The following is a 12,499-nucleotide window of genomic DNA, read 5'->3' as shown; positions in this document are numbered from 1 at the left end:
ATAACTTTAACGCTCTAAGTATGAAAGTTTTCCTTCAACCCCATTCCAGTCATCAGCATCTGAAAGCGCATCTTTTTTTTCTGTAATGTTATCCCACACTTCCGCTAATTCTGCGTTGAGTTCTTTAAAGTGCTCCTGATCTTCAGGTATTTCATCCTCTGCAAAGATGGCATTTGCAGGACATTCGGGTTCACATAATGCACAATCTATGCATTCATCGGGATGAATGACTAAAAAGTTAGGTCCTTCATAGAAACAGTCAACGGGGCAGACTTCAACGCAATCCGTGTATTTGCACTTGATGCAGTTTTCGCCAACTACAAATGCCATGGGTGTTTTACTCCATCAATAATCAGGCTAACCGACAGAAAGTTAGTTTATCAGTTATTAAAAAGACAATATAGATAATCGTTGCTTATAAGCAGTTTTTTCTAGATGAATTTACACTAAATTTATAGCTAAATGAATTAAATGTGCTTAAAAGCTTATAAAACAATACGTTTAATGCTGTACCCTTCGTGTAGTATGCTAAGAAAACTCTACGAAGGGTTATAAACGTGATGACGTACTATACCCAGAATGAAAGGGGATAATACGGACTATTTGCAGTAACTATAGCTGCTCCTTTATTTGATACAACATATCCAGTGCTTGGCGTGGCGTCATATCATCGATATTCAGCTTTTCCAATTTAGCAATGACTGGGTGAGGCTCAGTTGCAAATAAGTCAGACTGAATAGGCTCAACTTTTTTGCGCTTAGCTATGGGCTTAGATGCTTCTTCATGCGTTGTTACAGTTGGTGTGGCGGGTTGTGGTATAGCTGCTGCCTGTTGGTGGGGGTGCGATTCTGCTTCCAGCTGATGCAGCTTCTCTTTGGCTAAACCTATAACCGTATGAGGTACGCCTGCCAGTTGCGCGACTTGTAAGCCATAGCTTTGGTTGGCAGGACCATCATGAACCGTATGCAGAAACACAATACGTTCATTGTACTCAGTTGCATTGAGGTGAACATTCGCGACATTGTGATGCGCCTCTGGGAGAACTGTCAGCTCAAAGTAGTGAGTTGCAAACAGTGTAAATGCTTGTACCTGCTCTGCTAAATGTGATGCGCAGGCCCAGGCTAAGGACAAACCATCAAAGGTACTGGTGCCCCGGCCAATTTCATCCATTAGCACTAAACTATTGGGTGTCGCATTGTTTAGGATATTGGCTGTTTCAGTCATCTCCACCATAAAGGTTGATCTACCACCAGCCAGGTCATCAGATGAGCCAATTCGGGTGAAAATGCGGTCAACAATACTGAGTTCTGTTTTGGTGGCTGGTACAAAGCTTCCAATATGTGCCAACAGGGTAATAAGCGCAGTTTGTCGCATATAAGTCGATTTACCGCCCATGTTGGGACCAGTAATAATCAACATACGACGATCGTTTGATAGTGCAGTACTGTTAGCAACAAAAGGCTCATCTAATACCTGCTCAACCACAGGGTGACGGCCTTCTTCGATGCTAAGCCCTGGGATATCAGTAAATGTTGGCTTACAGAAGTTTAAGGTTTCTGCTCGTTCAGCCAGGTTATTGAGTACATCAAGGGTTGCCAGGGAAGCTGCGGTTTCTTGCAGTGGCGCTAACTCTGAGGCTAAAGTTTCTATCAGCTGTTCATATAACTGCTTTTCCCTCGCTAATGCACGACTCTTACTGCTTAATGCTTTATCTTCAAAAGTCTTTAGCTCTGGGGTAATAAAACGCTCAGCATTTTTTAAGGTTTGTCGGCGAATATAGTGGGTTGGCGCTTGCTCTGCCTGTTGACGGCTGATTTCAATAAAATAGCCATGCACCCGGTTATACCCTACTTTAAGTGTACTAATGCCGGTTTTTTGCCGTTCCTCTGTTTCAAGCTTAATGAGGTAATCCCCAGCATTTTCACTGATAGCTCGTAGCTCATCCAGCTCACTGTCATAGCCTTCGGCAATCACACCACCATCACGAATGACCACTGGTGGGTTAGGAATGATGGCTCGTTGCAGCAAATCGACCAGTTCAGGATAAGTACTGATTTGAGCAGCAAGCTGGTCGATTTGGCCACCATTAATAGCTTGCAGCAGGTGTTGTAAATCGGGTAATACGGCAAGTGCATCCCGTAACCGCGCCAGGTCTCGAGGGCGTGAAGAACGAAGGGCTATTCGCGCTAATATACGCTCTATGTCACCAATTTGCTTTAGTGTTTGGTGAATTCCTTCGTAGTGATAGTTTTCTAGCAGTGCAGTTATGGTTTGCTGCCTAAGCGTAAGCGTGCTGTGGTCACGCAGCGGCCGATTAAGCCAGCGGTTAAGCAGTCGGCTGCCCATGGCGGTAGCCGTACGATCCATGACTGAAAGTAGAGTATTGTCCTGGCTGCCAGCCAGGTTGGTAGTAATTTCTAAATTGCGGCGTGTGGCTGCATCAAGAACAACACTGTCTTCATGACGGTCGACATGGAGCGCACGCAAGTGAGGCAGTGCTGTGCGCTGAGTTTCTTTCGCATACTGTAACAGGCAGCCTGCCGCTTCTATGGCTATTGATAGGTGCTCACAACCAAAGCCAGCCAGGTCTTGTGTACCGAACTGGTGAGTGAGCTGTTGATAGGCTGATTCATAATCAAAATCCCAAGGAGCACGTTTTCTAACCCCTTTATAGGGTTGTAAAAGGGACTTATAGTCTTTGTCTTCACTGACCAAAATCTCAGCAGGAGACAGGCGTTGCAGTTCTGCCTGAGCTGCTTCAAACCCTGTTAACTCGGTAACATGAAAACGGCCACTACTGATGTCTAATGTTGCCACTCCATAGGTTGATTCGTGACAGTGAAGAGCTGCCAGTAAATTATCTTGTCGCTCTTCAAGTAGAGCTTCGTCACTGATGGTACCAGGGGTTAAAATACGGACGACTTTACGTTCTACGGGCCCTTTACTGGTTGCAGGGTCGCCCACTTGCTCGCAGATGGCGACAGATTCACCTAATTTGACGAGTTTTGCCAAGTAACCATCGACCGAATGGAAGGGTATTCCTGCCATTGGGATAGGTTCTCCAGCAGATTGGCCTCGTGCAGTTAATGTGATATCCAACAAGTGTGCGGCTTTTTTGGCATCATCGTAGAATAACTCATAAAAATCCCCCATTCGATAAAACACCAGCTCATCGCGGTGTTGCTGTTTTATCTTCAGGTATTGTTGCATCATGGGGGTGTGTTGAGCCTGTTGTTGCTTTACTTTAGTCATTGATAACAAATGGTCTTTTTGCTCACATGGGAAAACAGATAATAGAAATGGATTTTAAGGGTTTATCAGTCACTGACAACCGACTTTTGTTAATAATGACAAAAGTCTTTGTTTTGAATAGAAGTTGCACCAATAAAATTCTCAACGGTATACCATTTAGTGTGGGTAAAGAGTAGCTGTCGTATTTTGGTGGTGGATATATGGAAACATTTGAAGATCAAGCATTTGTACTTGCTGAAACAGTCGGGCAAGCGCTTAAACAAAGTGAGTTGATGCTGGCCACGGCGGAGTCTTGTACAGGTGGATGGGTGGCTCAAGCAGTCACTGCAGTACCTGGAAGTTCTGCGTGGTTTGAGGGAGGCTTTGTGACTTACTCAAATGAGGCGAAACAGCAAATGTTAGGGGTTTCGCTGACAACATTAGAGGAGTTTGGCGCTGTCAGTGAGCCTGTTGTGGTACAAATGGCGGAAGGTGTTTTGCAGCGCACTCGGGCAGACCTGGCGATTGCGATCAGTGGCATTGCTGGACCCGCTGGTGGCAGTCAAGACAAGCCGGTTGGTACGGTTTGGGTTGCCTGGTCAGCTGCTGGTCGTCAGACATTAACAAAATGCTTTGAGTTTAGCGGCGATCGTCGACAAATACGTCAACGTGCGGTGCTGGCAGCACTTATGGGCATCATGGATCGGTTAAGGAATTGAGGTCACTGTTGTCACTCTTGGGTTGTCGCAATTTACCAAGGCTAGCTGGATTTCGCTTTTGTTGAATGCATAGAGTTATATAATGAACAACCTGACTTCTTTCATACTGTAATTGTCTCATTAAAAACTTTCTCTAACTTATAAGCTATGAGCGTTATGCTTGCGGGTAGGTAGTCAATAGAGAAATGGGCCAGTTAAAAAAAATACTGTTTTATACTAGGCGGAATGGGAAATCTATGACATAATACTGAATATATATACAGTACTGGTGTTTCTCGCCTGTTTCGTCCTTTTGCTTCACGAGGTGTGATTTGATGGATGACAACAAGAAAAAAGCCTTAGCCGCTGCAGTTTCTCAAATTGAACGACAGTTTGGGAAAGGTGCCATCATGCGGATGGGTGATCATGAACAAGAAGCTATCCCTGCCATTTCAACAGGCTCATTGGGTTTAGATATTGCTCTGGGTATTGGTGGCTTACCAAAAGGACGTATCGTTGAAATCTATGGACCTGAGTCTTCAGGTAAAACAACATTAACACTACAAGTGATTGCCGAGGCTCAAAAACAAGGGGCGACCTGTGCCTTTGTTGATGCTGAGCATGCTCTTGACCCTGAATATGCCCGCAAGCTAGGGGTGAGTGTTGATAACCTTTATGTGTCTCAGCCTGACACGGGTGAGCAAGCACTTGAAATTACCGACATGTTGGTTCGTTCAGGTGCAGTTGATGTCATTATTGTTGACTCGGTCGCTGCATTAACGCCTAAAGCTGAAATTGAAGGCGAGATGGGTGATGCGCATGTGGGTCTGCAAGCTCGCCTTATGTCGCAAGCTCTAAGGAAAATTACCGGCAATATTAAGCAGGCAAACTGTCTTGTAATTTTCATCAACCAGATCCGGATGAAAATTGGTGTCATGTTTGGTAACCCTGAAACTACAACGGGGGGTAATGCACTTAAATTTTATGCTTCTGTGCGTTTAGATATCCGCCGTACGGGTTCAGTCAAGCAGGGCGAAGAAGTGATCGGTAATGAAACCCGAGTAAAAGTCGTTAAAAATAAGGTTTCTCCTCCTTTCCGTCAGGCTGAATTCCAAATTCTCTATGGTAAAGGCATTTATCATATGGGTGAAGTAATTGACCTGGGTGTTAAAGATGGCCTTGTTGATAAAGCGGGTGCTTGGTACTCCTACAATGGCAGCAAGATTGGCCAAGGAAAAGCGAATGCAGCGCAGTTCTTAGAAGATAATCCTGAAATTGCTTGGGAAATCGAGGAAAAAATACGTCAGAAGCATGGCACACTCGCCAGCGAGGATTCACCTCAAGAAGCCATTGAACCCGCGAGCAAAGATAAGAAAGGAAAATCAAAGGCAACCACGGATTAATTTTATTATCAGGTAACTATGTATAGAAGGTATACCCGTACACAAAGGGTATACCCAGCGTTTCAACAAACAGTTTACACCCGTATTGTATGACCATTTCTCTCGCCGTTCTGCGACAGTCAGCACTAACCCTGTTGGCTTGTCGCGATTTTTCTGTAGCTGAACTAGCTTCCCGACTTCGAAAAAAAACAACAGATGAAAACCTTATCCAGCAAGTGATTGAACAATTACTTGAGAAAGGCTGGCTGGATGACCATCGTGCTGCAGCATCGTTTGTTAGACAGCGTATAGATAGAGGCCATGGACCTCTGCGTATCCGTCAGGACATGCGTGCCCGTGGATTTACTGTCGAAATGATAGAGCAAACACTGGAAGAGCAAGAGCCAGACTGGGAAGAGGTTGCGTTTCTTGCCTGGCAAAGAAAGTTTTCATCTATTCCTAAAAATGATAAGGAAAAAACCAAGCAAATACGCTTCTTACAGTATAGAGGCTTTTCATACGATATTATTCGATGTGTGTTGAACAGAGAATAACAAATTACACCTCTACTCCCTGACTCTTTAAAAACAGACTTACCCAGTTTTTGGTTCATTATTAGTAACTGCCGGAATACAAGAGCGGTTTTCTTTATAATGATTAGTAAATAGCCAAAATAGCTTAGGGAAGGCCATATTTCGCCATAAATTTAAAAATAACTAGTTGTATATTGGTACATATTATTACATTTTACGCGGGTTAATTAGTCTATTCTAAGAACAGTAGCGTCTGATTGTCTATTTTAATAAGTAGTAAAATTGGATGTTTGACTGCTATAAAGTAGTGGCTTTTTTATGGAAAAGATAAAGAGTTGCGACAAAATAAGACAAAATAAGACAAAAAAAGAGTTGTCATAATTGATGTCTTCAGTATTGTTATTCTGCTAGCAATATAAATAAAAATAAGAAAAATAGAACAGGTGGTATAAAGTGTCTTATAGTCTGCTCTCGACTGGTGGGGTGTAAAATAAAAGGATTTAAAAATGCTCTATAATGCAATATATAAAGCAATTGCTTTGTTAATCTTCTTTTTTTTAAGTCAAACGGCTTACCCTCACACAAGTTTTATTTCATTCTACAAAATAACACTTTTACCAGGCTCTGGCTATATTTATGGTTCGTTTGCGCGGCAGGGAGTAGATATTGCATTACAAAATTATTATGGTGAATCGCGTTATAGTAAATCAAATATGGAAGAGAAAAAGAAACTATTGGGTTGGTATTTGTTGAAGAAAATGAGCATAAAGGTTAGGGGCGAAAATATTGCGTTAAATGTGAATGATGTTCGATTGGGTAGCCATGAAACGAATATTAGTATTAATATGCTTAATATGCCAAAGGAAATTAGTGATTTAGAGATCAAAATAACAGCTATGTCTGAGACTCGAAATCAGCAAAATGTGGTTCTATTAAAGTCAAAAGATAAAAAAGAAAAAGTAATTCTGTCAAAGAAAAATAATTTTAAGTATAAAGTGCTTAATGATTCTGGTGAATAATGTAATAAAATATTTTTCTTGGCTCGATGTAAGCTGTTGGTAACTATTACGTTGAGCTTTAAATGATTTTAATAGGGTGGTTTTATTATAAATAACTGCCTTAAAACTTGAATTTTAAAATTAGAAAAGGAAATGCAATGGATCGCAGAAACTTTATTAAATATGGAGCCACACTATCATCAGGATTAGCATTTAGCTCTGTAGGCCTATCTGCATTAAGTTCTTCAGGATCATCCGAAGGGCTTAATTATCAGCAAAAAAAACTCATTTCAGAATATAATCCTTTATATATACCACCGTTATTGTATAACCCTTACGCTAAACGTTATCGTATGCCAACGCTATATGTACAAGATACATTCCATGAATTTTATCCTGGAAAAAAATCTCCTGCCACAGGACTTTCAACTTTACAGCATCACTGCTCATATTTTGGCCCAACTATTAAAGTTAAACGAGGAGATGTTGTAGATTTTTCGATTGTCAATTTACGACAAGAACCTGTTACAAATCATTGGCATGGGCTGCATATACCTGGTCGTTTAGATGGTGGGCCTCATCAAATGATTCAGCCAGGTGAAACTTGGAATATAACCATGCCTGTTCGTCAAGAAGCAGCTACTTGCTGGTACCATGATCATACCTGCGGCAAAACTGCAGAACATGTTTATTTTGGCCATGCAGGTTTGTTTTTGATAGAAGATACTCATAGTGCTTTTTTGGGAATTCCTGATATTTATGGAGTTAATGAAATTCCAGTTATTGTTCATGACAAGCTTTTTAATACTAATTTTGAGCAAATTTATGACTTAAGAGGTGGTCCTATCTTTTTAGGAGATAGTATATTAGTGAATGGTACGATAAATCCATATTGTAAAGTAAACCCAGGCTGGGTGCGTTTAAGAATATTAAATGGTGCTAATGATAGGCACTTTGACTTTTACTTTAAGGATGGACGAAGCTTTTATGTTATTGCAGGAGATGGTGGTTTTTTAAACCAACCAGTACAAATTGATCAACTTACGTTGTACTCAGGCGAGCGCGCTGAAATTATGATTGATCTGTCACAGGATGGTGGTGGTATTATCGATCTAATGGCAAAAACGATTGTTGTTGATACTAGCGGTGGTGACTTGTTTGTTAATATTATGCGACTGGCGATTGAAGATAATTTTGAACTGCCTGCTACATTACCATCGCGCTTGAGGAAAAAGTGGATCAACTGGGAGGAAGAAATTAAATCAGCACCTCAAGTTATATCCAGATCTTTTGATTTAAGTAGCAATAGTACTCTAACGGAAATGTATATAAATAATAAAGCCTATGACATGAAAGTTATAAATGAATTTGTTCCTCGTGGTGTTCATGAAGTTTGGGAGGTTAAGTCACTGCGAGGAGGACACCCCTTTCACGTTCATGGTTGTTCATTTCTTATCATGGCAATTGATGACGAGCCTCCTCCTGATGAGTTCAAAGGCTGGAAAGATACAGTAGTATTACCGTTACCAGAGCCTGGTACTCCTGTAGGAAAATATTACACTGCAAAAATTTTAGTAAAATTCGATCATACAACCTTTCGTGCTGATGGTACAAATCGGAATATTAGTGGCTTAAAAGACCAAAAAGAGTTGAGGTATCATTTCCCCTATATGTATCACTGCCATTTACTTGAGCATGAAGATAAAGGCATGATGGGGCAGTTTATAGTATATGATGAAGCCTAAAAAATTAAACATGAATTTATAAGGTAAAGGAATGGATCGACGTCAGTTTTTATCTGTTGCGTCTGGCGTGGGCGCACTGGGTGTTTTGTATTCAAGTTTAAAAAAAGATGATCTTGAGTACGAGGTAGTATTAAATGAGAGTGATAATTTACTGTATATTCCTCCAATGCTGAATGATCCATTTTCTGATTTTTATAGCTTACCAGCCTTAACGATCCAAAATAAAACGCATAGCTTTTTTCATAATATTGCGTCATCTTCTATAGGTTTATCTTCATCACAGCATCAGCTAGATTACTTAGGTCCGACGATAAAAGTGAAACGTGGTGATGTTGTTGAATTATCAATTAAAAACCTAACCAATGAAGAAACTATGAATCACTGGCATGGCTTGCATATTCCGGGAAGTGTTGATGGCAGTCCTCACCAGTTGATAAATCCTGGAGAAAGTTGGAACACTACACTACATATTCAGCAAGAAGCGGCTACCTGTTGGTATCACCCATTAGGTTATGAACTGGGTGTTCAACAGATGTACTTAGGCTATGTGGGTCTTATAATTATTGAAGATGAAAGCAATAAGTCTTTGAATATGCCTGTCACATATGGTCTGGATGATATTCCTCTAATTATTCAGGATAAAAACTTTGATAGTGAAGGTAAGGAAATATTCGATCTCAATACACGCTATAGGGGAAACACACTAGTTATCAATGGCACTGTTAAACCATATATTACTGTTTCACCTGGCTGGGTTCGTTTTCGGATTTTAAATGCTACACAAAGCCGAGTATTGGATTTTTCTTTTACTCATGGCTCAACTTTTTACCAAGTCGCAACAGATGGCGGAATGCTGAATGCTCCCATTGCAATGCAAAAAGTCAGTATAGCACCAGGTCAGCGTTGCGAGCTTATGTTGTTAATTGAAGAAAAACAGCAAAATATTGCACTTAACATTGTGGATAGTTTTTGGAATGATTTATCAGTTCTTGCACTAAAAGTGTTGGTTGAAGATGTTGCCTGTACTGAAACAGTATTACCTAATAAATTGAGACATAATAGTCTAAATGTTAATTTTAATCTAGTAGATACATTACCAGTAGCAAAAAAGATATCAACAGATGAAATCGAAACAACAAAAAAAAATATACTTCAAAATACAGTATTCAATATGAATGAAATTGAAAGTGCTATTGTTCGTGATAAAGATGAAGTATGGGAGGTAGAAGTAAAGGGAAGTTACTCCTTTCATATCCATGGAGCTTCATTTCTAGTAGTGAGTATAAATGGTATTCCTCCTGAAAGTTGTGGATGGCAGGATACTGTTATAATAGGAAGTGAAAAAAAAGAATTACATAAAATGAAGATACTCATTAGTTTTAATACGACTACATATCGGCATGGTGTAAACCAGTTTCAAACAGCCTATAATTCGACGAGCTTGAAGTACCATGTTCCTTATTTATATCATCTGGTAAGTATGGATGAACAGGGTGTTAGTAAAATTGGTCAATTTTCAGTAATTGAGCAGTTATAATAAGAGTTTTTTGAATTATTGTGAAAGAAAATTTTCGTCTCAAGTAGTACTCAGCGTTATTATATGAAAAGCTAAAATTGAATAAAAAAGTATTCATGTTTAGTGTAAAAAAACAAAAGGGTACATACATGGAGCGTAGAAATTTTATTAAATATGGAGCTATGCTTTCTTCGGGAGCAGCACTAACCTCAGTAGGGTTTTCTGTTGTTGGTCACTCTAGATCATTAGAGGGACTGACTTACCGACAAAAAAAAGCTATTGCTGATTTTAATCCTCTTTGTGTCCCTCCCTTGTTGTATAACCCTTATGCAAAACGATATCGTATGCCAACCCTGTATATTCAAGATACCCAACATGAGTTTTATCCGGGTAAAAAATCCTATGCTACTGGGATTTCAACTTTACAGCATCATGGTTCTTATTTAGGTCCTACTATTAAAGTCAAACGAGGGGATATTGTTGATTTTTCAGTTGTAAATTTAAGATCAGAACCGGTAACCAATCACTGGCATGGCTTACATATTCCAGGGCGTTTAGATGGTGGGCCTCATCAGATGATTCATCCAGGTGAAACTTGGAATATCAGTATGCCAATTCATCAAGAAGCTGCAACTTGCTGGTACCATGATCATACCTGTGGTAAAACAGCAGAACAGGTATATTTTGGTCATGCAGGAATGTTTATTATAGAAGATAAAAATAGCGTTTTGTTGGGTTTGCCTGATATTTATGGGATTAATGATATACCAATTATTTTGCAAGATAAGCTTTTTGATGCTGCTGGGCAGCAGATTTATGATCTAAAACCAAATAGAGTATTTACAGGCGATACATATTGTATAAATGGAGTAGCTAATCCATTCATATCCGTAATGCCAGGGTTAGTAAGATTCAGGATATTAAATGCATCTAATGCGAGACCTTATAACCTATTCTTTAGTGATACTATATTTTATGTTATTGCTTCTGATGGAGGTTTTTTAAACCAACCTGAACAAGTTGAAAAAATTCTAGTTCTTCCTGGCGAGAGAGTTGAAATAATAGTTGATTTTTCAAAGTTTAGAGGTGGTATGCTAGATATGAAGGCAGTTACGCTGCCTTCTGACCCCTTTGATCCAGATTATATAACAGTAACTATAGCAAAAATTGTAGTAAACTCTTATCAATTAAAAGAAACGATACTCGCTAATAGCTTAAGGCATAGTGAGATTCAGAGAGACTTTATTACTAATACATTATCTGATATATCTAGATCATTTGAGCTTATGGTAGACGATGAGTTATCAAAAATGAGTATTAATAATAAAGAATTTGATATGAAGTTTATTAATGAAGAGGTGAAAATAGATATTCCTGAAATATGGGAAATAAAATCTTTGAAAGGTGGACATAACTTTCATGTTCATGGTTGCTCGTTTTTGGTTCTTGAGTTATATGGAGAAGAGCCAGACAATACGCTGAAAGGATGGAAGGACACAATCGCACTACCAAAACGTATTGGTGAAATGAATGAAGGTGAGTATCATACCTGTAAAATATTGGTAAAATTTAATTATAATACTTACAGAAAAGAATATATGAAACACATCGAAAGTCGATCAGATATTAATTATCATATTCCTTATATGTATCACTGTCATGTTCTTGAACATGAAGATAAAGGTATGATGGGTCAGTTTATAGTATATTAAGATTAATTGATTGTAAATGACATTGTGTAAACTGCTGAGTATAATACCACTCCAAAAAATGCTGCATACTGCTTCAATAATTAATGATGTATTCTCCCGTGTGATCAATAGGGCTATTGTATGTAGCATCCTTTTATTTAAAAGATACACTTTTACAAGTATTCTTTACTTAGGGTCTGTTAACAAGCCCTAAGTTTGTACGACACTCATCGAATACACTTCAATTCTGACGTTTTATTGTGAGAAGTAGCTCAACGTATGTTACTCAACCTGTGTTTTAGCAAACGCTATATCGAAATATCATGATTGTTTATTTTTTGTAATCGAGAATCACAAATAATAAGTCTGCAAAGCTTGGATTAGTATGGGAATTATGACTAGTAGAGACTATGAATTGGCTTCTGTTATGGAGGAGTAAATAAGCTTATATATTGTATATAAAAATGTATAAGGTTGGGTTGCTTATTTAAAAGTTGTTATAACTTGTTAATGCATGAGGTAAGAGAAATGTTATATGTTGTTTTAAGTATTTATATGGTACCAAGGTGTATGTTTTTTGTGGCTTTATCAGTAGATTTACAGATGGAATAATACGAGTTTGCAAATAGAATGATATGCCATTAGAAAGAATACTTTTAATTGATGCTGAAGTGTTGAGAGTTTGGACGTTTGTTTTGAAAATAT

Annotated in this window: 9 protein-coding genes; 7 read left to right on the top strand and 2 right to left on the bottom strand. The window is 39.0% G+C overall.

Annotated elements, in window-relative coordinates:
* Nucleotides 1-6 precede the first annotated feature (6 nt).
* Nucleotides 7-330 (bottom strand): ferredoxin FdxA, encoded by a 324-nt coding sequence (fdxA, locus tag KHS79_RS04040; protein ID WP_027707215.1) that lies wholly within the window; start codon nucleotides 328-330, stop codon nucleotides 7-9.
* Nucleotides 331-612: 282 nt separating this feature from the next.
* Nucleotides 613-3,252: a DNA mismatch repair protein MutS gene (mutS, locus tag KHS79_RS04035; protein WP_212716893.1), complete on the bottom strand. Its 2,640-nt coding sequence runs from the start codon at nucleotides 3,250-3,252 to the stop codon at nucleotides 613-615.
* Nucleotides 3,253-3,452: 200 nt separating this feature from the next.
* On the opposite strand from mutS, the gene pncC reads away from it, so the two are divergent.
* The 7 genes from pncC to KHS79_RS04000 all read left to right on the top strand — a co-directional run bounded on the left by pncC (nucleotide 3,453) and on the right by KHS79_RS04000 (nucleotide 11,815).
* Entirely contained in the window at nucleotides 3,453-3,950 is a 498-nt protein-coding gene (pncC, locus tag KHS79_RS04030; protein ID WP_027707217.1) for a nicotinamide-nucleotide amidase, read from the top strand.
* A gap of 314 nt (nucleotides 3,951-4,264) precedes the next feature.
* Nucleotides 4,265-5,332: a recombinase RecA gene (recA, locus tag KHS79_RS04025; RefSeq protein ID WP_212716891.1), complete on the top strand. Its 1,068-nt coding sequence runs from the start codon at nucleotides 4,265-4,267 to the stop codon at nucleotides 5,330-5,332.
* Between the two features lie 89 nt (nucleotides 5,333-5,421).
* Complete coding sequence (locus KHS79_RS04020; protein ID WP_212716889.1) at nucleotides 5,422-5,865, top strand: regulatory protein RecX; 444 nt, start codon at nucleotides 5,422-5,424, stop codon at nucleotides 5,863-5,865.
* A 485-nt stretch (nucleotides 5,866-6,350) separates the two neighbouring features.
* Nucleotides 6,351-6,863, top strand: a complete 513-nt coding sequence (locus tag KHS79_RS04015) for a DUF6702 family protein (RefSeq protein WP_212716880.1) — start codon at nucleotides 6,351-6,353, stop codon at nucleotides 6,861-6,863.
* Between the two features lie 137 nt (nucleotides 6,864-7,000).
* Complete coding sequence (locus KHS79_RS04010) at nucleotides 7,001-8,587, top strand: multicopper oxidase family protein (RefSeq protein WP_212716878.1); 1,587 nt, start codon at nucleotides 7,001-7,003, stop codon at nucleotides 8,585-8,587.
* A 31-nt stretch (nucleotides 8,588-8,618) separates the two neighbouring features.
* The gene (locus KHS79_RS04005) at nucleotides 8,619-10,124 is read left to right on the top strand and encodes a multicopper oxidase domain-containing protein (RefSeq protein WP_212716876.1); all 1,506 of its coding nucleotides are present in this window, start codon (nucleotides 8,619-8,621) and stop codon (nucleotides 10,122-10,124) included.
* Between the two features lie 128 nt (nucleotides 10,125-10,252).
* Nucleotides 10,253-11,815 carry a multicopper oxidase family protein gene (locus KHS79_RS04000; RefSeq protein ID WP_212716873.1) on the top strand — a complete coding sequence of 521 codons (1,563 nt, stop codon included), beginning with the start codon at nucleotides 10,253-10,255 and terminating at the stop codon, nucleotides 11,813-11,815.
* The last annotated feature ends 684 nt before the right edge of the window (nucleotides 11,816-12,499 follow it).

The organism is Zooshikella ganghwensis (genome assembly GCF_018263875.1).
Taxonomy (GTDB): domain Bacteria; phylum Pseudomonadota; class Gammaproteobacteria; order Pseudomonadales; family Zooshikellaceae; genus Zooshikella; species Zooshikella ganghwensis.
This window is presented reverse-complemented; position numbering and strand designations above follow the sequence as displayed.